This window comes from Streptomyces endocoffeicus, assembly GCF_016741935.1.
Taxonomy (GTDB): Bacteria; Actinomycetota; Actinomycetes; order Streptomycetales; family Streptomycetaceae; genus Streptomyces; species Streptomyces endocoffeicus.
Map to the genome: position 1 here is coordinate 1 of NZ_JAERRG010000017.1, position 19,335 is coordinate 19,335.

The following is a 19,335-nucleotide window of genomic DNA, read 5'->3' on the forward strand; positions in this document are numbered from 1 at the left end:
CCAACAGCCGACGCCTCGCGGGGCGCCGTCCCGGGTCTCCCCGCCGGGACGGCGCTCGCGTCGGGCCGTGCGGCCCAGGCTCAGGTGCAGTACTGTGCCTCCTTGCCGATCGAGCGGTACATGCAGTCCGCGTTCTCCACGAGTTGGAGCACCGCGTCGCGGTTGCGGCTGGTCTCGCGGTCGATGACCTCGTCGGGCGGGTAGAAGCCGCCGGCGCCGCTGGAGGTCGGGTACATCTCGAAGGTGTAGGCGAAGACCTTCTGGGTGCCCCACAGATAGTCGTCGATCGCGCCGTCCGTGATGTACAGCTCGCTCGACTGCTCGGGGGTGTAGCCGTTGCTCGCGGCCATCTTCTTGCCGACCGCGGCGAAGGCGTCGTAGTCGTCCCGCGTCATGCCGGTGGTGGTCTCGTCGTACGTCCAGCCGAACGGCCACAGCACGAGTTCGCTGTAGGTGTGGAAGTCGATCGCGGCCTTGATCTGCTGCTTGCCGCCCACGACCCGGCTGCGGGCGAAGTCGGCGACGACCTTCACCTCGGGGGCGGAGGCGGCTTTGGGCCCGCGGTAGGTCTCGGACCCCGGGGAGCCGGAGGAGCCGCCGCAGCAGCCCCACTTGAAGTCCCAGTTGCGGTTGAGGTCGGTGCCCACGGACGAGGAGCCGGAGTTGGGCTGGCGGTTCTTGCGCCAGCTGCGGTAGGAGCCGGTGGCGATGTCGTACTCGCCGCCGTCCGGGTTCACATCCGGCACGATCCAGATCTCCCGGCCGTTGACCGCGCTCGTGATCCGGGAGTCGCTGCCGTAGCCCTCGGTGAACTGCCGCACCAGATAGAGCGCCATCTCCACCGTAAGGTGCTCACGGGCGTGCTGATGGGCGGTGAAGAGGACCTCGGGCTCGTTCTCGTCCGTGGCCACGTTGTCGCTGATCTTGAGGGCGACGATGTCGCGACCCTCGTACGACTTTCCGATGACGCGCTTGCTGAGGATCGACGGATACTTGGCCACCGCCGCGTTGATCTCGGCGTTCGCTTCGGCGTAGTTGTGGTACTTCGCATCGGCCGACGGGAAGTCGAACGGCTTGGCCGATCTGCCCTCGGCACGGTCGGGCGGGCCCGGGAGCTCGGTGAGCCGGTAGCCGAGCGCGCGCAGCCGCTTGGCCTGCGCCGGGTCGGCGGTGACGACCAGGGAGCGGGCGTCCACCTCGTCGATGGACACCCCGGTGGCGGCGACCGCGGAGCGGTCGGCCTTGGTGGCGGGGCCGGAGACCTTGTACTGCCGTACGCTCTCGTCGGCGCCCTGGGCAGTGGACGATGCGGTGCGGTCGGTGCCGGGCCGTGGAGCGGGATCGTCGGCCTGAGCTGCCATGGGGGCGGCGAGTGCGAGAGTGAGCAAGGCGGAGAGGGCGGTGGCCCGTCTACCGCGGATGCGACGTCGCATGACATCTCCTGGGGGGTGAAGGGCGAGCGACTGCTGCGCCAGTGTTCGGCCATGCGCATGACATGCGCAAGGGTGGGAAATGGTCGAAGCCGAAGGAATCTCTCATCGAGGGAAGGAACCCCCCGCATGAACAGATCTCTCGTCGGTGCGCTCTCGGCCCTGTTACTGGGCGGCGCGACCCTCGTCGGCGCGGGCGCGGCGCCCGCGGCGGCGGCATCCCCCGCCAAGGCTCCTGCCGAGGCCCCCGCCAAGGTTTCGGCCAAGGTCTCCGCCAAGGCGCCGAAGGCGGTCAACTTCGCGGGCACGGTGGCGCTCAGCAACTGCTCCGGCTCCGTCGTCCGTACGCCGGGCTCGGCCGACACCGACCCCGCGCTCGTGCTCTCCAACGGCCACTGCCTGGAGAGCGGCTTCCCCGGCGCGGGAGAGGTGATCGTCAACAAGCCGTCGACCCGGAGCTTCACCCTGCTGACCGCCTCGGGTGGCAGTGCCGGCACCGTCCGGGCGAGCAAGGTCGCGTACGCGACGATGACCGACACCGACATCTCGCTGTACCAGCTGACGTCCACGTACGCCCAGATCCAGTCGTCGTACGGCATCAAGGCGCTGACGCTTTCGGACAGCCGCCCGACCCAGGGCTCCGCCATCAATGTGGTCTCCGGCTACTGGAAGAAGATCTACTCCTGCAATATCGACGGATTTGCATATCGCCTTAAGGAGGGGGACTGGACCTGGAAGGACTCGGTCCGCTACACCTCCGCCTGTAACACGATCGGCGGAACGTCCGGCTCTCCCGTCGTCGACCCGGCGTCCGGCAAGGTCGTGGCCGTCAACAACACGGGCAACGAGGACGGCGGCCGCTGCACCCTCAACAACCCGTGCGAGGTGGACGAGAACGGCACGGTGACGGTGCGCCAGGGCATCAACTACGCCCAGGAGACCTACCCCATCACCAAGTGCGTGACCACCGGTAACAAGATCGACCTGAACCTGGCGGGGTGTGTGCTGCCCAAGCCCTAGCGAACACCTGTGCGCCGGTGCGCCCCGCATGGTGTGAGCGGGGCGCACCGGCGTACGTCGAACTGTCGTTCGTGTCCTGAGGGTCTACAGCCCGTGGACGTGCGGGCCGACCGCCTTCGACCAGGCGTTCCCGCTGGCCGCGTCCCAGTTGGTGGACCAGGTCATCGCGCCACGGATGCCGGGGTAGGTCTTGGACGGCTTGAAGGAGCCGCAGCCGGAGCCCTTGGCGAGGCAGTCCAGGGCGTCGTTGACGACGCCCGGCTCGACATAGCCGGAGCCGGCGCCGCTGGTGGAGGCGGGCACGCCGATGCCCACCTGGGACGGGTCGAGACCGTTCTCCAGCTGGATGCAGGCGAGGGCGGTGAGGAAGTCGACCGAGCCCTGCGAGTAGACCTTGCCGTCACAGCCCTGCATCGAGCCGCTGTTGTAGTACTGCATGTTGACGACCGTCAGGAAGTCCTTGATCGCCAGGGCGGTCTTGAAGTACTCGGTGGACGCCGACTGCATGTCGATGGTCTGCGGCGCCATGGTGACCACGACATCGCTCTTCTTGTCGTGGATGGCCTTGAGGGCCTTGGTCATGTACGTGGAGTTGACGCCGTTCTCGAGGTCGATGTCGACGCCGTTGAAGCCGTACTTGTCCATCAGGCCGGTGATGGAGGAGGCGAAGGCGTCCGCCGAGGCGTCGTCGCTGACCGAGATGGAGCCCTTCTCGCCGCCGACGGAGACGATCACGGACTTCCCGGCCGCCTGCTTGGCCTTGATGTCGTCCTTGAACTGCTGCTCGTCGCTGTAGCCGGTGCCGGGGTCGAGCTTGAAGTCGACGGCTCCGGGGGAACCGGTGGCGTCGGCGAAGGCCACCGCGATGATGTCGTAGTCGTCCGGGACGTCCGAGAGCTTCTGCTTCGTCGCGCCGTTGTCGAAGTTCTGCCAGTAGCCGGTGACGGCGTGCTCGGGGACGGCGGCGGCGCGCTGCCCCGCGTCCGGGTGGTCCTCGGACGCGTTGGCCGAGCCGGCGGATATGAGCCCTCCTGCGGCGAGGGCGACGACTGCGGCGGCTCCGAGCAGCCGCTTGGTGAACTGTGCGCGTACCACGACAGCCTCCGTAGGTGGGGGGAGAGGTGTGGGGGTGGTGTTGCGAGTGTGCGTTCAGGGGCCCCTGTGGCGTGCGTATAAGGTGGTCCAGACCAATGCCGTTGTCAACCCCGCGCGACATCTTCCCCGCGCATGAGGGTGAAAAATGCGGATGAGGGGGCCGAGCGCTTGCGCCTCGGCCCCCTTGGCCCATCCCCCCGGGGAGGGGCCGCGTCACGCTACGGCAGCCCGTGCACCTTGGGGCCCACCGCGTTCGACCACGCGTTGCCCGCCGTCGCGTCCCAGTTGGTGGACCAGGTCATCGCGCCGCGCAGACCGGGGTAGGTCCGGGACGGTTTGAAGGAGCCGCAGTTCGTGCCGCGGGCCAGGCAGTCCAGGGCGTTGTTCACGACCGTCGGGGAGACATAGCCGCTGCCCGCGCCCCGCGTCGAGGCGGGCAGGCCCAGGCCGACCTGGGACGGGGAAAGACCGCCCTCCAGCTGGATGCAGGCGAGGGCGGTCAGGAAGTCGACCGAGCCCTGTGAGTAGACCTTGCCGTCGCAGCCCAGCATTGAGCCGCTGTTGTAGTACTGCATATTGACCACCGTCAGGATGTCCTTGATGTTCAGCGCCGTCTGGAAGTAGGCGTTGGACGTGGACTGCATGTCGATGGTCTGCGGGGCCATGGTGATCACCAGGCCGGATCCGGCCTTCGCCGACAGGGAGCGCAGCGCCTGGGTCATATAGGTGGCGTTGAGGCCGTTCTCCAGGTCGATGTCGACGCCGTTGAAGCCGTACTCGCGCATCAGGGCGTAGACGGAGTTGGCGAAGTTGTTCGCGGAGGCCGAGTCGTTGATCGAGACTGTGCCGTTCTGGCCGCCGATGGAGATCACGACGGACTTCCCGGCCGCCTGCTTGGCCTTGATGTCGTCCTTGAACTGCTGCTCGCTGCCGTAGCCGACGGCGGGGTCGAGGGTGAAGTCCACGGCTCCGGGGGTGCCCGTGGCGTCCGCGAAGGCCACCGCGATGATGTCGTACTGGTCCTGGACCTCGCGCAGCTTCTGCACGGCCGCGCCGTTGTTGAAGTTCTGCCAGTAGCCGGTGACCGCGTGCTTGGGCACGGTGCCGCCGCCCCCGCCGCCTCCGGCCGAGGTGGTGCCCGTCACGGCGGCCGACCTGGGCGACTCGCCCGCCGCGTTGGTGGCGGTGACCTGGAACTGGTACGAGGTGGACGGCGCCAGTCCGGTCACGGTCGCCGAAGTCCCGCCGACCGACTGCACCTTGGAGCCGTCGCGGTAGACGTTGTAGCCGGTCGCGCCGGTGACCGGGGACCAGGACAGATCGATGGAGGACGAGGTGACGGCGCCGGCCTTGAGGCCGCTCGGCGCGCCCGGCACCGGGTCCCCGGGGTCGCCGCCGGGGCCGGACAGGCTGATGTCGTCGGCGTAGTAGGCGGGCTGGCCGTACCAGCCATGGGTGTAGATGGTCACCGAGGTGGTGCTGGCGCCGGTGGTGAAGCCGGTGCTGAGCTGCTGCCAGCCGGTCGCGGAGGGCGTCCAGGTCGAGACGTCGGTGGTGCCGGTGCCGCTCGCGCCGAGGTACACATAGCTGCCCTGGACCCAGCTGGTGAGGGTGTACGAGGAGTTGGGCTTGACGGCCACGGTCTGGGCGCAGCGGGCGTTGTCCGAGCCCGCCGGGGTGGCCTTGAGGGCCGCCGAGCCGCTGTGGACGGGGCTCGCGACCGTGGTGCCGCTCCCGGCCGAGCAGGTCCAGCCGCTGAGGCCGGACTCGAAGCCGGGGTTCTGGGCGAGGTTGGCGGCCGCGGCGCTTGAGGCGGTGGCCTCGGTTGTGCTTGAGGCGGTGGCCTCGGTTGTGCTTGAGGTGGCGCCCGCGGCGGTGCCGCCGAGGGCGACCAGACCGGTGGCGCCCAGGGCGATGGTGGCGAATGCGCTGGTCAGCCGGGCGAGGTTGCGTCTGAGTCGGGTGGGGCGGGGGTGTGGGGCACGGTCCATGACTGCCTCCGTGGGGGAATCCGTTGGGAAGCCGGCGTGAAGGAGGAGATTGCGGACGGTGGCCACCGTATGAACGTAAAGTGGTCCAGACCAATAACCTTGTCAAGAGGATGCGCGGACTCCGCATCGGACCCGGGTGGCGTAACCCAGAGGAACTGTTCTCTCACGCCGTTTTCGTGGATAAAGTGACGACGCACCAGGACAGGGGCAGTAAGAGACAGGGGCAGTAACGACCTGCGGCCGCCGCCGCTCGGCGCCGATGTGAGACGGGGTAGCCGACGTGCCCACCGCGATAGCAGTCACCGGCCGTGAGCTGGTGCTTCCGCCGCCTGACGGGCAGACCCCGTCGGCCGTAGTGCTCCGGCCACCGGACGCACAGTCACTCGACGACGCGCTCGCCGAGGTCGGGACCCTCCTCGACCAGCAGGGCTACCTCGTCGTGCTCTACCCCGCCGCGACCCCCGCGGCCGTGGTCCGCCGGCTCCACACCGTGCGCTCCGTGCTGGAGAGCGACCGGATGGCGCTGCTGCCGCTCGAACTGCCGCCGCTGGCCGTGGCCGTACTGGCCCGTCAGCTGCGCCAGCTGTCCATATCCGACTTCAGCCCCGGCGTCCTGGCGTGCGCCGCCCGGCTGCTCTCCCACTACATTCACGCGGGCGCCCTGCTGGGCAGCGTCGCCAAGCTGGACCGGGTCCCGGTCAGCCTCACCTCGCACGTCAAGTCCTGGGTGCCCGGCGCCCACTTCGGGGTGCTCGCCCACCCCACCCCGCACCTGGTCAAGGTCGGTGGCGCCACCGAGCTGCCCGCCCCCGGGTACGCCACCTCCATGACGATCGCCCGGGGCCAGCTCGGCAGCCATGGCTACGGGGGCGGCGGCGCGGGCCACGACGACTGGGTCACCGGCGCCCTCGCCCCCGCCTGGGGCGTACGGGGCGTGGAAGAGGTGCCGCTGCCCGCCGAGTCGGCGCGCTGGTGGGGCACCCCGAAGCTGATCGAGTTCGCCGCCGCCATCCCCGACCTCTCGGTCCTCTACCAGCTCGTGGCCTCCGTACGGAGAGAGGAATGCCACTGGTGCGGTTTCGAACTCATCGGCGACCGCTGCGCCTTCTGCTCCTGCCCGGTGGCCCGCGGCGATGAGATCCCCGCACTGCTCACGTCCCAACGTCCCGCCCTGACCAGCCGGTAACGTCCCCGAACGAGGTTGTGCGACCCATGAATTCACGCCAGCGCCGCGGAGTCATCCTGCTGCTCCTGTCGGTCCTGTGCGCCGTCGGCGCCTTCGCCGGAGTCCTCTCCGTCGTCAACGACGTGGAGTCGAAGGTCGGCCCCGAGACCACGGCCTACAAGCTCACCTCGGACGTCAAGCCGTACAAGGCGCTGGAGGCGGGGGAGTTCGAGAAGGTCTCGATGCCCAAGCGCTATGTGCCCTCCACCGCGGTCACCGATCTCGACGAGCTACGCGGGAAGATCGCGGTGGCCCAGCTGACCAAGGGGTCGCTGCTCCAGCGCGACATGATCGCGAACCGGCCCGCCCTGAAGCCCGGACAGCAGGAGATCGCGATCATGGTCGACGCGGCGACCGGTGTCGCGGGCAAGATCACCCCGGGGGCGCGGGTCAACATCTACGCCACCTTCGAGGGCAACACCCAGGGCGAGAAGCCGGTCTCCAAGCTGATCGTCGCGGGCGCCGAGGTGCTCGACCTCGGCAAGATCACCGCCCTGGAGCCCGACCAGGACGACAAGCGGCGGATCAACGAGGCCGTGCCGATCACCTTCGCGCTCGACACCAGGAACGCCCAGCGCGTCGCGTACGCCGAGTCGTTCGCCTCCCATGTGCGGCTCGCGCTGGTCGCGCCCGGCGGGGGCCGCTCCATAGACCCCGACGACCGCACCTACACCCTCGACGGCGACAAATGAGTGAGGAGGTGCCGCGGTGACGATCAGAATTCTGCCGGCCGTCGGCGACCCCGACGCCGCCCACTCCCTCAGTGGGCTGCTCGGCCAGCTGCCCGGTGCCGAACCGTCGGCGCCGGTGGGCGACTCGACCCTGCTGCTCGACACCCTCGCCTCGCTGGCCGCCGCCTCCCTGGAGGAGCTGCCGGAGGTCGTCCTCGTCCATGAGCGCATCGGCCCGGCCCCGGCGCTGGAGCTGATCCGCGAGATCGCGCTGCGCTTCCCGGCGGTGGGCGTGGTGCTGGTCACCGCCGACGCGGGGCCCGCGCTGTACTCGGCCGCCATGGACGCCGGGGCCCGCGGCATCGCCGGGATACCACTGGCGTACGAGGAACTGGCGGCCCGGGTCCAGGGCGCCGCCCAGTGGGCCACGGGCGTGCGGCGCCATCTCGGGGGCGGCGGCGATCCGCTCGCCACCGGGCCCGGCGGCAAACTGGTCGCGGTCGCGGGCGCCAAGGGCGGGGTCGGCACCACCGTGACCGCCGTACAGCTCGCGCTCGCCGCGCGGGCCGCGGGCCGTAAGGTCGCGCTGGTCGACATGGACCTCCAGTCCGGGGACATCGCCTCGTACCTCGATGTCCAGTTCCGGCGCTCGATCGCCGATCTGGCGCAGATCAACGACATCTCGCCGCGGGTGCTCCAGGACGCGGTGTTCACCCACCAGACCGGGCTCGGGCTGCTGCTCGCGCCGGGCGAGGGCGAGCGCGGCGAGGAGGTCACCGACCGCACCGCACGCCAGGTCATCGGCGCGCTGCGGTCGCGGTTCGAGATCGTGATCGTCGACTGCGGTACGCAGATGACCTCCGCGGGCGCCGCCGCCGTGGAGCTCGCGGACATCGCGCTGCTGGTGACCACCCCGGACGTGGTCGCGGTGCGCGCCGCCAAGCGCATGGTCCGGCTGTGGGACCGGCTCCAGATCCGCAAGGCGGAGGAGACCGTGACCGTGGTCAACCGGCATACCCGCAGCGCGGAGATCCAGCCGCAGCTGGTCCAGCGGGCCACCGGCACGACGGTGGCGCGCACGGCGATCCCGGCCGGGTTCAAGGAGCTCCAGCCCGCCGTCGACTCGGGCCGGATGCACGACCTGGATGCCAAGTCCGCCGTCAAACAGGCGCTGTGGGGGCTGGCCGGTGAGCTGGGCCTGGTGGAGGCGGCGCCCCCGGGCGGCGGCCGCCGCGGCAACCACCGGGGCGGCCACGCGGCCGGGGGCGGCGGCGAGCGCGCGCTGCCGGGGCTGCGGCGGCGCCACGCCATAGAGGCGGGCGGCGACCCGGCGCAGGGCAGCGTGGGCGACGGCACCGACGCGCTGAACGAGATCGCCCCGCCGTCCACCAGGGGCTTCCTGCGCAAGCGGGGCGGCGGCGACCGCGGCCAGGTGACGGTCGAGTTCCTCGGCGTCCTGCCGCTGGCCCTGATCGTGCTCGCGGTCGTCTGGCAGCTGGTGCTGGTGGGCTACACCTACTCGCTGGCGGGCAACTCCGCCGACAAGGGCGCCCGCGCGGGCGCCGCCAAGGGCGCGGGCGCCTGCCAGGACGCGGCCGCGAAGGACATCCCCGGCTCCTGGACCGCCGACATCGCCTGCGGCGGCGGCGACGGCACGGTCTACAAGGCCACGGTCAAGCTCCACGTCCCGATCCTCTTCCCGGGCGCCGCCGACTTCCCCTGGACGGTCACGGGCACGGCCGGCGCGGCGGACGAGACCGACCTGGCGGGCGGAGGGGGATGAGATGACCCGTCACCGCGCACCACTGCCAACCGCCTCCGGCGGCCCCGAGACGGCGCCCCGCCACCGTGACCGTCCCGGGGCGGCCCCGGATCCCGCGGCGCCGGATCCCGCGGCGCCGGATCCCGCGGCGCCGGGCGGCGGGCCCGCCACGGCGGCCGCCCTGCGCCGGCACGGCCACCCGGCGGTGGGCTCGGGCCGGCTGGGGCGGCGCCCCGGCGCGTCGCGTCGGGGGCGCGGCGACGCCGGGTCGGCGTCCATCGAGTTCCTGGGGTTTCTGCCGATCCTCATCCTCGTCGCGCTCGCCGCCGTACAGCTCGGCATCGCCGCGTACGCCGCGCAGCAGGCCGGGACCGCGGCGCGGGCGGCGGCGCGGACGGCGTCGCTGGACGAGCCGCGGACCAGCCCGCAGGCCGCCGGTAAGGCGGCGATCAGCGGGTGGCTGGCCGACGGGGCGAGCATCGGCAGTGGGGGCTGCGGGGGCGGGGAGGCGCAGGCCACCGCGACCGTGGAGATCCCCTCCGTCATCCCCGGCTTCGACTTCGGCAGCGCCGAGAAGAGCGCCACCATGCCCTGCGACGACGGAGACGGCGGGGACGGAGACGGCGGTACGGGCGGCCTGGCATCGGCCGCGATGGGAGGCGAACGATGAGCCTGCGGGCCCGTATCACCGCGCCCGAGGGGCCCGGCGAGGGCGGCGGGCGCCAGGACGGGCACCTCGTCTCCGCCTACCGCGCCAAGCTGCTGGAGGAGATCGACCTCGCCGAGATGTCCTCGCTCTCCACCGCCGAGCGCCGCTCCCGCCTGGAGCGCGTGCTCGGCCACATCATCAGCCGCGAGGGCCCGGTGCTGTCCACCAGCGAGCGCTCCCAGCTGATCCGCCGGGTGGTGGACGAGGCGCTCGGCCTCGGGGTGCTCGAACCGCTCCTCGAGGACACCTCCATCACCGAGATCATGGTCAACGGCCCGGACCAGATCTTCGTGGAGCGGGCCGGCCGGGTCGAGCTGGTCCCCGTCCGCTTCGCCTCCGAAGAGCAGCTGATGCAGACCATCGAGCGCATCGTCTCCACGGTCAACCGCCGGGTGGACGAGTCGAATCCGATGGTCGACGCCCGGCTCCCCTCCGGTGAGCGCGTCAACGTGATCATCCCGCCGCTCGCCCTCACCGGCGCCACGCTCACCATCCGCCGCTTCCCCCGCGCCTACACCCTCCATGAGCTGATCGGCATGGGCACGCTGGACGAGCAGATGCTGATGCTGCTCGCGGCGCTGGTGCGGGCCAAGTTCAACGTCGTGGTCTCCGGCCCCACCGGATCCGGTAAGACCACGCTGCTCAACGCCCTCTCCGGGCTGATCCCGGACGGGGAGCGCATCATCACCGTCGAGGACGCCGCCGAACTCCAGCTCCAGCAGAGCCATGTGATCCGGCTGGAGTCCCGGCCGCCCAACGTCGAGGGCAAGGGCCGGATCACCATCCGCGACCTGGTCCGCAACTCCCTCCGGATGCGCCCCGACCGCATCATCGTCGGCGAGGTGCGCGGCGGGGAGACCCTCGACATGCTCCAGGCCATGTCCACCGGCCATGACGGCTCGCTGGCCACCGTCCACGCCAACAGCGCCGAGGACGCGCTGATGCGGCTCCAGACGCTCGCCTCCATGTCGGATGTGGCGATCCCCTACGAGGCGCTGCGGGACCAGATCAACAGCGCCGTGGACTGCATCGTCCAGCTCGTCCGGCACGCCGACGGCTCACGGCGGATCAGCGAGATCGCGCTGCTCGACAGCCATGGCCACGAGTCGTACCGCATCGCCACCGTCTGCCGCTTCGACGCCCAGCCGATGGGCGCGGACCGGGTGGTGCGCGGGCGGTTCGGCTACTTCCCGCTGCCGGAGCGGGTCGCCGAGCGGCTGCGCATGGCCAGCGAGTCGGTGCCGCCCGCCTTCGGCGTGGCCGCCTTCCCGGCGCAGCTGGCCACCCGCGCGGCCGGATACGACCCGCACGACCGGCCGCCGCACGACCGGCCGCCGCACGACCGGCCGCCGCACGACCGGCCGCCGCACGACCGGCCGCCGTACGACCGACCCCCGCAGGACCGGCCCCCGTTCGGCCGACCCCCGCAGGACCGACCCCCGTTCGACCCCAGGGACCGGAGGTAGCAGGGCCCATGGACCATCTCGCGACGGCCGCCCTCGGCGCGACGCTGGTGTGCGGCGCGCTGGGCGTCGTGGGCGTGCACACCTATGTACGCGGCAAGGAGCAGCAGCGCGCGCTGATCGACCGGCTGTCGGAGACCGGCCCGCTGCCGGGCACCGCCCGTGCGCGCCGCTTCTCGGGTGTCGACCGGCGGCTGCGCACCACCTCCCTAGGCCGGAAGCTGGAGCTGCGGCTGGCGGCCACGGGCCTGGAGATCACCCCGGGGGAGTTCTTCGTCTACACGGCGGGGGCGGCGGCCGGGCTGTGGGTGATCGCGGCCTCCTTCCTCGCGGCGTTCTTCGGCCCGATAGCGGCGGTGATCGCCGTCTGGGGGTCCTTCGCGTTCCTCAGCTGGCAGCGCCAGAAGCGGATAGAGCGCTTCATCAACCAACTGCCCGAGCTGTCGCGGATCCTGGCCAACGCCACCCAGGCCGGACTGGCGCTGCGCACCGCGCTCGGCATGGCGGCGGACGAGATGGAGGCACCGGCGGGCGAGGAGCTGGCCAAGGTCGCGGCCAAGCTGGCCGTCGGCCACTCGATCGACGACGCGCTGGAGGAGCTGGCCGAGCGGCTGCCGTCCCGGGAGCTGGTGGTGCTGGTCACCACGCTGGTGCTGTCCAACCGCGCGGGCGGGACCGTGGTCAGCTCGCTGCGCAACCTCACCCAGACGCTGGAGGAGCGCAAGGAGACCCGGCGGGAGGTGCGCACCCAGCTCTCGCAGGTGACCGTCACCGCCTATGTCGTACCGCTGCTGGGGGTCGGGACGCTGCTGCTGATGAACCGGATCTCGGCCGGTTCGCTGGACCGGATGACCTCGTCCTTCTGGGGGCAGGCGGCGGTGGTCGTGGCCTTCTGTCTGTACGGGATCGGCTTCTTCCTCATCCGCCGCATGTCCAAGATCGATGTCTAGGACCGTCCGGGACCGACGTACGAGCGAATCCGAATCCAGGTAAACAGGCAGAGGGGACTTGAGGGAGATGGCACTGCTGCTGGCGCTGGCGGCCGGTCTCGCGGTGGCGGGCATCGCCTACGGCATCACGCTGTACCGCAGCGAGGCCAAGCTGCCCGGCGATCTGGCGGTGGCCCTGGAGGTCGGCTCCAGCCGGACGACCGTGGTCGGCTCGGCAGTCGATCGGCTGGGCATCCGCTACGCCCCCCTGGTGCTGCGGCTGATGGGCGAGAAGCGGGTGGCCCGGGTCCGCCGCCGGATCGATCTGGCGGGCAACCCGGGCGGTCTGACGGTGGATCGCTACGCGGCCCGGCGGGCGGTCTACGGGGCGCTCGGCTTCGTCGGGGCGCTGGTGATGCTGGGCAGGGGCCAAGTCCTGCTGGCGCTGCTGCTGGTGGCGTTCGGGCTGTTCTGGATCGAGGTGGGCATCTGGGCGGCGGTACGCGAGCGCAAGGACGCGATCGAGCGGACGTTGCCGGACTTTCTGGATGTTCTGGCCGTCGTGGTGAGTGCCGGATTGAGCTTCCGTCAGGCCCTGGACCGGGTCGCCGAGAAGTATGAGGGCCCCTGGGCGGATGAACTTCGCATCACACTTCGGCAAATGGACATGGGTGTCAGCCGCCGTCAGGCGTTCGAGGAACTACGTAAACGTAATGACTCAGAACAGGTCGCGCAGTTCGTCACCGCCCTTCAGCAGGGCGAGGAGCTGGGCGCTCCGATTGTCGAAACGTTGATCGCCATTGCGAACGACATGCGCCGTACGGACGCACAGAACGCCCGGCGGCGCGCGGCCCGCGCGGTGCCGAAGGCGACCATGGTCATCACGACCTTCATGGTGCCCGGAACCATGGTGTTGCTCGTCGCGGGGTTCTTCATCGGCTCGGGCACCGACTTCGGCTCGGTGACCGGGGACTGACGGTCTCTTTTAGGTGAAGCTCCTTCGCGGTTGCAATTGAATGTGGGACAGTCGTCGACGGAGAACTCCTCGGTGCGGGAGGGGGTGAGACGGATGCGCGATCGGGGTTGGTCGTCACGTCCACGGTTCGAACGTGGTGAACGGGGAAGGCAATGCTTCCTGGGGCACTGTTCCGAGACGACTGTTTCGGCGTACTTTGCTCGTGTCGCGAGCGACACCACGGGGGTTGAGTCGCCGGACCACAGAGGGACGGCAGCCCATGGAGGGGAACACAATGGGGAAGCGCGTCATGCGGAACGATCGGGGACAGACCTCGATCGAATATCTGGGCATCATCGCCGTGGTGGTGGCCATCGTGCTGGTCCTGTCGACCACGGACTTCGGCAGCATGATCGCAAACGCCATCTCCGACAAGATCTCACAGGTCGTCGGCATCTGACCGGTCCCGTGACAGCGCGCCGAGATCTCAGGAGCGACGCGGGCCAGGCGTTTCCGATCTACATCACGGCGGTGGCGGGCCTGCTCTTCCTGGCGCTCGCCCTCTTCGCCGTCGGCCAGGCCGGAGCCACCCGCAACGGCGGACAGACCGCCGCCGACGCGGCGGCCCTCGCGGCCGCCCAGGACTACCGCGACCAGCTGCGCAAGGGGTTCCTGGAGGCGATCGCGAACGGCAGCGCATGGGATGACCTGCTGGACGGACGGGGACTGGGCGGCACCAACGCCTGCGATCAGGCGCAGTGGTTCGCCGACCAGAACGGGGCGGATGTGACCGACTGCAGCGGGCCCGACTTCCTGCCGACGTCCTTCACCGTCACCGTGAAGACGCACAAGCCCGTGGGCAAGACCGTCATTCCCGGCACGGAGAGCAAGTACGGGGAGGCGACGGCCAAGGCGGTCGTCACCCCGCGCTGTACGGCCGAGCCGCCCGCCCCGCCGACCGAGCGGCCCGACGACGGAGACAAGGGCGACGGCGGCGGTGGCGGCAAGGACGACGACGGTAAGGACGACGGCAAGGGCGGCGACGGCGGTAAGGACGACGGCAAGGACGACAAGCCGCCCATCGACCTCCTCTGCGACGGAATCGACCTGACCATCGACCCGACGCATCTCGATCTCTTCCCCGACGCCAAGGACCTCTTCTCCGTGCACCTGGCCGACTGAACGGCCGACTGACGAGCGAACGAGCAGCAGAAGAGCAGAAGAGCAGAAGAGCAAAGGACAGCGAGCGATGAGCATTCGGCACACGACGAAGGCCCGGAGGGGGGCCGCGGCGACGGCGCTCGCCGCGGCCCTGGCCCTCGCCGTGGCCGGGTGCGGCAACGGCGACGGCGACAAGAAGCCCGACGACGCCGCGGACCGGACGTCGACCGCGGCCAAGGACGACGGCGACGAGCAGCAGCCCGCGGCGGACTCCTCCAAGACCATCGGCGAGATGAAGGGCCCCGGCGGGATCGTCGTCACCCTGCACTCCGCGGAGCGCGACGACGGCGGGTTCGTCACGGTGAACGCCACCGTCACCAACCACGGCAGCCGGCTCTTCAACGCGATCGACTGGCGCTCGAAGGAGACCGAGGTGAAGTCCCTGTCGTCCGTGTCCGGCGCGTCCCTGATCGACGAGAAGGGCAAGAAGCGCTATCTCGTCCTCCGGGACACCGACGGCCAGTGCCTGTGCACCACGGGGCTCTCCGGGATCAAACCCAATGAGAGCCGTCCGCTGTTCGCGCAGTTCCCGGCCCCGCCGAAGAGCGTCAAAGAAATCGACTTCCAGATCCCGACCATGCCGTCCGTCAGCATCACCCTCTCCGGGTGAGCCGCGCCATGACACCGCAGACGACGGCCCGCCCCGCGCGCCGCGGCCCCGTGCTGGCCGCGCTGGCCTCCACCGCGCTCCTGGTCACCCTCACCGCCCCGGCGCCGCCCGCCCACGCGGACAGCGGCCCCGGCGCGCCCGCCGACACCACCCCGCCGGTGAAGATCGACGCCAAGGACTCCGATCTGAAGATGCCCGAGGGCGCCAAGCTGGCGCCCGGCCGGGTCCTGGACATCAAGTCCGTGGTCGAGACGGACGACGGCGACGAGCGGCGGGAGGACACCAACGCCAAGGTGAAGTTCGCCCTCCAGGCCGAGGTGCTCTTCGGCAAGGACAGCTCGAAGCTGGGCGGTGACGCACGGGCCCGGATCAAGGAGATCGCCTCCGAGGCCGAGCGGCAGAACGCCGAGAGCGTCCGCGTCTTCGGCTTCACCGACGACCTGGGCTCCGCGGGTCACGGCATCGTGCTGTCCAAGCAGCGGGCCAACGCGGTCCAGCAGGCGCTCGCCGAGGACCTGGACCCTTCCGTCAAATACGAGATCCGGGGCTACGGCGAGCAGTACCCGATCGCGGACAACGCGACCGAGGAGGGCCGCAAGCGCAACCGCCGGGTCGAGGTCAGCTTCCCCAGGACCGGCTGACCCCGGCTGACCCCTTCCCACAACCGGGGCTCCGCCCCGGACCCCGCTCCTCAATCGCCGGAGGGGCTGATTTCAGCCCGTCCGGGGTCCATGGGGCGGAGCCCCATGGTCCGGGAAGGGGCGGGTAGGGGAACAGCCCGCCGCAGGCGTCACGACCCGTCGGCCATCCACCCGAACAGGCTGAGCGTGGCCGCGGCGCACGATGCCGCATCATGGGTGTGTTGATCGCACCCTTCGCCGGAGTTCGTTCTGAGTACCGCCGTCGCCGAGACCCTCGCTGTCGTCCTGCTCCTCGGCGTACTCGCTTTCGCGGTGGTACGGCCCCGGGGGCTGCCGGAAGCGGTCGCGGCCGTGCCCGCCGCCGGGATCGTGGTGGCCATCGGGGCGGTCTCGCCCTCCCGGGCCTGGGCGGAGGCCCGGGAGCTGCTGCCGGTCGTGGGCTTTCTGGCCGCCGTACTGCTGCTGGCCCGGATGTGCGCGGACGAGGGGCTCTTCGAGGCGGCGGGGCAGGCCGTGGCGCGGGCCTGCGCGGGGCGTACGGACCGGCTCCTGGGCGGGGTGTTCGCCGTCGCGGCCGCCGTCACCGCCGTGCTGAGCCTGGACGCCACCGTGGTGCTGCTCACTCCCGTGGTGTTCGCCACGGCGGCCCGGCTCGGGGCGCGGTCCCGGCCGCATGTGTACGCCTGCGCCCATCTGTCGAACTCGGCGTCCCTGCTCCTCCCGGTCTCCAACCTCACCAATCTGCTCGCCCTGGAGGCCGGCGGGGTCTCCTTCACCCGGTTCGCCGTGCTGATGGGGCCCGCCTGGCTGGTGACCATCGGCATCGAGTACCTGGTCTTCCGCCGCTTCTTCGCCGACGATCTGGCCGCCGGGACCAGCGAGCCCCCGCCCGCCGACTGGCCCCGGGTGCCGGTGTTCGCGGTGACCGTGCTGCTGCTGACCCTCGCCGGGTTCGTCGGGACCTCGCTGGCGGGCCTGGACCCCCAGTGGGCGGCCTGGGCGGGCGCCCTCGTGCTCACCGTAAGGGCGCTGCGGCGCCGCCGGGCGACCGTAAGGGAGGCGGTGGGCGCGATCGGGCCGCTGTTCTGCCTGTTCGTGCTGGCGCTCGGGGTGGTGGTCCAGGCCGTGCTGGCAGGCGGCCTCCAGGGGGCGCTGGACCAGGTGCTGCCCACCGGGGCGGGCCTGCCCGCGCTGCTCGGGATCGCGGCGGTCGCGGCGGTGCTGGCCAACCTGATCAACAACCTGCCCGCCGTGCTGGCGCTGCTGCCGATCGCCTCCGGGGGCGGCCCCGGGCCCGTGCTCGCCGTGCTGATCGGCGTCAACCTGGGGCCCAACCTCACCTATGTCGGCTCCCTGGCCACCCTGCTGTGGCGGCGCATCGTCCACCGCCACGACCCGGAGACCGGCTCCGACCTGGGGGTGTTCACCCGCCTGGGGCTGCTGACCGCACCGGCGACCGTGGTGGCCGCGACGGCGGCGATGTGGGCGATGCTGAGGCTCACCGGAAGCTGAGGCTCACCGAAAGCCGAGGGTCACCGGAAGCCGAGTGTCACCGGAAGCCGGGGTTCACCGAAGGCCGAGGGGCCGCCGCCGCGACGGTTCGTCGCGGCGGCGGCCCCTCATCCCGCTGTCAGGGCCCGGCAGGGCCTGACGTCAGGATTCGATCCAGTTGTGCGCCTGGGCGATCTCGATGACCCGCCTGCGCACCTGCTTGATCTGGTCGGCGGTCAGGCTGCCGCCCACCTCGACCAGTGCCTCCGTGAGCTCCTGCCGGAACTCGGTGACCGACAGCACATCGCACATGGTGTCGTCGCCGTCCGGACCGGCGGAGGGCCGTACGACCGGCGTCGGCGCGGCACGCTCGACAACGCGCACCTCGGAAGCCTTGGGCCCCTTGTCGCCGTACTCGGGAACGAACCGCACCTTGGACCCGGGCTGGAACAGATGCTTCTCGTCCAGCAGGTCATTGGCGTGCATGAAGACATCCTCGCCACCGTCGTCCGGAGCGATGAAGCCGTAGCCGCGGAACTCGTCGAAACGCAGAATCTTGCCCGTGGTCGTCACCGTGCTACCCCTACCCCTATACCTCTACCTCGATGATCTCGACCGCGATCGAGGGTGTCCCGACCATGACCGACCGAGGGTGCCCCAACCATGGCACCGAGACGTCAGCGTACAGAAGGAGGCGGCGGCGCTGAAGGGCTGGGGGCGATCACGACGCGTACGCCCCGCCGCACGCCCCAGTGCTCCAACGCGCCCGCCTCCGCCTCCAGCACATGGCGGGACCGCAGCCGGGGTCGTCCGAGGCGCCCGGGGCGCAGGGTGTGGACGTCCAGGACGGTGAGCCGCCGGTCCAGATAGGCGACGTCGATGGCGAACCGCATCCGGAAGGTGTGCACCCCGCTCGCCGGGGTGAGCAGGAGCGCGCCGGTCAGCCCGTCCCGGCCGAGCAGTCCGCGGGCGCGGGCGCGGTAGGACGCGGCGATGGTGAGCGGAATGCCCTCCGCGCGCCCCGCGCCGCCCTCCGCGCGCCCCGCGCCGCCCGCCACGCCCCCCGGGTCCTCCTTCGCGCCGTTCGAGCGGCCGCCCGAGCCGCCGTCCGCGCCGTCGCCGCCGCCCACCACGCGCAGCGTCCCCGTACCGTCCCGCCAGCGGCCCATGACCCGCGCCCCCTTCGCCCGTTCCACGCCGTCCGCCCGTTCCGGCAGTGTTCCACCGGCCGGGCGCTTCCGTAGGCTCGGCCCGTGCAACCGCTGCTGATCGTGCTCGCCGCCGCGTACGGCGCGGCCGCCGGGCTGCTCGTACCGCGCCCGCTCTACCGGCTGGCCGTCGAGCCGGAGGAGCCCTGGCGCGGCGCCTGTCCGCGCGGACACGCGCTCACCGGCCCGGCGCGCGGCTGGCTGGGCCCCGCCCGCTGCGCCGGCTGCCGGGACGGCGAGCGGGACTACGGGAGCCCGGTGCTCGCCGCCGTGCTCACCGCCCTGGTGTGCGCGGGCCTGGCGGCGGCCGTCGGCGCCCGCCCCGAGCTGGCCGTATGGCTGCTGCTGGTGCCGCTGGGGGTGCTGCTCACGGCCGTGGACCTGGCGGTCAACCGGCTGCCGGACGTCCTCACCCTGCCCATGGCGGGCGGGGCGGCGGCGCTGCTCGGCGCGGCGGCGCTGCTGCCGCACAGCGCCGGGTCCTGGCCGCGGGCGCTGCTGGGCGGCGCGGTGCTGGGCGGGGCGTATCTGGTGCTGTTCCTGATCAGCCCGAGCGGGATGGGGTTCGGCGACGTCAAGCTCGCGCTGACCCTCGGGGTCGCCCTCGGCTGGTACGGCTGGGACGTGCTCTTCGTGGGCGCCCTCGCCGGGCTGCTGCTGGGCTCCTGCTGCGCGGTGGCGCTGGTGCTGACCCGGCGGGCCGGGCGCCGGACCGCGATGGCCTTCGGCCCGTTCATGATCCTCGGGGCGGGCGCCGGACTGGTGCTGGGGGCGCTCGGCGCCGGATGACATCGGCGCGCGGCGGGCCCGCCCTGCCGAGATGCATGGACATCCCCTCACGAAGCGTTATGGTGGAAGCCCCCCCTCGGGCCGGTCCGTACTCCCCCCCACGGACCGGCCCGCTTCTTTTCCGG

Annotated in this window: 19 protein-coding genes; 14 read left to right on the plus strand and 5 right to left on the minus strand. The window is 71.3% G+C overall.

Annotated elements, in window-relative coordinates; all coding sequences use genetic code 11:
- Window positions 1-80: 80 nt before the first annotated feature.
- Window positions 81-1,433, minus strand: a complete 1,353-nt coding sequence (locus JK364_RS33645; protein ID WP_201855148.1) for a M14 family metallopeptidase — start codon at window positions 1,431-1,433, stop codon at window positions 81-83.
- Between the two features lie 126 nt (window positions 1,434-1,559).
- Between JK364_RS33645 and JK364_RS33650 the strand changes: the two genes are divergently transcribed.
- Window positions 1,560-2,450 (plus strand): S1 family peptidase, encoded by an 891-nt coding sequence (locus JK364_RS33650; RefSeq protein ID WP_201855149.1) that lies wholly within the window; start codon window positions 1,560-1,562, stop codon window positions 2,448-2,450.
- Window positions 2,451-2,534: 84 nt separating this feature from the next.
- Here the strand turns inward: JK364_RS33650 and JK364_RS33655 are convergent, their stop codons facing one another.
- Window positions 2,535-3,545: a chitinase gene (locus tag JK364_RS33655; RefSeq protein WP_201855150.1), complete on the minus strand. Its 1,011-nt coding sequence runs from the start codon at window positions 3,543-3,545 to the stop codon at window positions 2,535-2,537.
- 218 nt (window positions 3,546-3,763) lie between these two features.
- Window positions 3,764-5,536: a chitinase gene (locus JK364_RS33660; protein ID WP_201855151.1), complete on the minus strand. Its 1,773-nt coding sequence runs from the start codon at window positions 5,534-5,536 to the stop codon at window positions 3,764-3,766.
- Window positions 5,537-5,816: 280 nt separating this feature from the next.
- Between JK364_RS33660 and JK364_RS33665 the strand changes: the two genes are divergently transcribed.
- The 12 genes from JK364_RS33665 (at window position 5,817) to JK364_RS33720 (ending at window position 17,234) form a co-directional block, all read left to right on the plus strand.
- A complete protein-coding gene (locus tag JK364_RS33665; RefSeq protein ID WP_201855152.1) occupies window positions 5,817-6,722 on the plus strand; it encodes a hypothetical protein in 906 nt (301 codons plus the stop codon).
- A gap of 26 nt (window positions 6,723-6,748) precedes the next feature.
- Window positions 6,749-7,453, plus strand: a complete 705-nt coding sequence (gene cpaB, locus JK364_RS33670) for a Flp pilus assembly protein CpaB (protein WP_201855153.1) — start codon at window positions 6,749-6,751, stop codon at window positions 7,451-7,453.
- Window positions 7,454-7,469: 16 nt separating this feature from the next.
- Window positions 7,470-9,215, plus strand: a complete 1,746-nt coding sequence (locus JK364_RS33675) for a CpaE/TadZ family protein (protein WP_201855154.1) — start codon at window positions 7,470-7,472, stop codon at window positions 9,213-9,215.
- A 1-nt stretch (window position 9,216) separates the two neighbouring features.
- Window positions 9,217-9,864, plus strand: a complete 648-nt coding sequence (locus JK364_RS33680; RefSeq protein WP_307841457.1) for a TadE/TadG family type IV pilus assembly protein — start codon at window positions 9,217-9,219, stop codon at window positions 9,862-9,864.
- Window positions 9,861-11,369: a TadA family conjugal transfer-associated ATPase gene (locus JK364_RS33685; protein ID WP_230992903.1), complete on the plus strand. Its 1,509-nt coding sequence runs from the start codon at window positions 9,861-9,863 to the stop codon at window positions 11,367-11,369. Before JK364_RS33680 ends, JK364_RS33685 begins: the two co-directional genes overlap by 4 nt.
- Window positions 11,370-11,377: 8 nt before the next feature.
- A complete protein-coding gene (locus JK364_RS33690) occupies window positions 11,378-12,316 on the plus strand; it encodes a type II secretion system F family protein (protein ID WP_201855155.1) in 939 nt (312 codons plus the stop codon).
- A gap of 67 nt (window positions 12,317-12,383) precedes the next feature.
- Complete coding sequence (locus tag JK364_RS33695; RefSeq protein WP_201855156.1) at window positions 12,384-13,271, plus strand: DUF5936 domain-containing protein; 888 nt, start codon at window positions 12,384-12,386, stop codon at window positions 13,269-13,271.
- 289 nt (window positions 13,272-13,560) lie between these two features.
- A complete protein-coding gene (locus tag JK364_RS33700; protein WP_162496074.1) occupies window positions 13,561-13,710 on the plus strand; it encodes a hypothetical protein in 150 nt (49 codons plus the stop codon).
- Window positions 13,711-13,718: 8 nt separating this feature from the next.
- On the plus strand, window positions 13,719-14,432 hold the full coding sequence (locus JK364_RS33705; RefSeq protein ID WP_201855157.1) for a pilus assembly protein TadG-related protein: 714 nt from the start codon (window positions 13,719-13,721) through the stop codon (window positions 14,430-14,432).
- A 67-nt stretch (window positions 14,433-14,499) separates the two neighbouring features.
- The gene (locus JK364_RS33710) at window positions 14,500-15,081 is read left to right on the plus strand and encodes a hypothetical protein (RefSeq protein ID WP_201855158.1); all 582 of its coding nucleotides are present in this window, start codon (window positions 14,500-14,502) and stop codon (window positions 15,079-15,081) included.
- A gap of 8 nt (window positions 15,082-15,089) precedes the next feature.
- Window positions 15,090-15,722, plus strand: coding sequence for an OmpA family protein (locus JK364_RS33715; RefSeq protein WP_201855159.1), 633 nt, complete (start codon window positions 15,090-15,092; stop codon window positions 15,720-15,722).
- Between the two features lie 249 nt (window positions 15,723-15,971).
- Window positions 15,972-17,234: an SLC13 family permease gene (locus JK364_RS33720; protein ID WP_201855321.1), complete on the plus strand. Its 1,263-nt coding sequence runs from the start codon at window positions 15,972-15,974 to the stop codon at window positions 17,232-17,234.
- Window positions 17,235-17,375: 141 nt separating this feature from the next.
- Here JK364_RS33720 and JK364_RS33725 read toward each other — a convergent pair whose 3' ends face one another.
- Together JK364_RS33725 and JK364_RS33730 are read right to left on the minus strand one after the other, a co-directional pair.
- Entirely contained in the window at window positions 17,376-17,786 is a 411-nt protein-coding gene (locus tag JK364_RS33725; protein WP_201855160.1) for a cold-shock protein, read from the minus strand.
- A 104-nt stretch (window positions 17,787-17,890) separates the two neighbouring features.
- Entirely contained in the window at window positions 17,891-18,382 is a 492-nt protein-coding gene (locus JK364_RS33730) for a DUF192 domain-containing protein (RefSeq protein ID WP_201855322.1), read from the minus strand.
- A gap of 84 nt (window positions 18,383-18,466) precedes the next feature.
- Here JK364_RS33730 and JK364_RS33735 point away from each other — a divergent pair, with 84 nt between their 5' ends.
- Complete coding sequence (locus JK364_RS33735; protein WP_201855161.1) at window positions 18,467-19,210, plus strand: prepilin peptidase; 744 nt, start codon at window positions 18,467-18,469, stop codon at window positions 19,208-19,210.
- The last annotated feature ends 125 nt before the right edge of the window (window positions 19,211-19,335 follow it).

Excerpts from the sequence above, each read along its gene's own strand:
- JK364_RS33645 (WP_201855148.1), bottom strand. The coding sequence starts at position 1,433 with ATGCGACGTCGCATCCGCGGTAGACGGGCCACCGCCCTCTCCGCCTTG.
- JK364_RS33685 (WP_230992903.1), top strand. The coding sequence starts at position 9,861 with ATGAGCCTGCGGGCCCGTATCACCGCGCCCGAGGGGCCCGGCGAGGGC.
- JK364_RS33715 (WP_201855159.1), top strand. The coding sequence starts at position 15,090 with ATGACACCGCAGACGACGGCCCGCCCCGCGCGCCGCGGCCCCGTGCTG.
- JK364_RS33710 (WP_201855158.1), top strand. The coding sequence starts at position 14,500 with ATGAGCATTCGGCACACGACGAAGGCCCGGAGGGGGGCCGCGGCGACG.
- JK364_RS33695 (WP_201855156.1), top strand. The coding sequence starts at position 12,384 with ATGGCACTGCTGCTGGCGCTGGCGGCCGGTCTCGCGGTGGCGGGCATC.
- JK364_RS33650 (WP_201855149.1), top strand. The coding sequence starts at position 1,560 with ATGAACAGATCTCTCGTCGGTGCGCTCTCGGCCCTGTTACTGGGCGGC.
- cpaB (WP_201855153.1), top strand. The coding sequence starts at position 6,749 with ATGAATTCACGCCAGCGCCGCGGAGTCATCCTGCTGCTCCTGTCGGTC.
- JK364_RS33730 (WP_201855322.1), bottom strand. The coding sequence starts at position 18,382 with ATGGGCCGCTGGCGGGACGGTACGGGGACGCTGCGCGTGGTGGGCGGC.
- JK364_RS33680 (WP_307841457.1), top strand. The coding sequence starts at position 9,217 with ATGACCCGTCACCGCGCACCACTGCCAACCGCCTCCGGCGGCCCCGAG.
- JK364_RS33660 (WP_201855151.1), bottom strand. The coding sequence starts at position 5,536 with ATGGACCGTGCCCCACACCCCCGCCCCACCCGACTCAGACGCAACCTC.
- JK364_RS33700 (WP_162496074.1), top strand. The coding sequence starts at position 13,561 with ATGCGGAACGATCGGGGACAGACCTCGATCGAATATCTGGGCATCATC.
- JK364_RS33690 (WP_201855155.1), top strand. The coding sequence starts at position 11,378 with ATGGACCATCTCGCGACGGCCGCCCTCGGCGCGACGCTGGTGTGCGGC.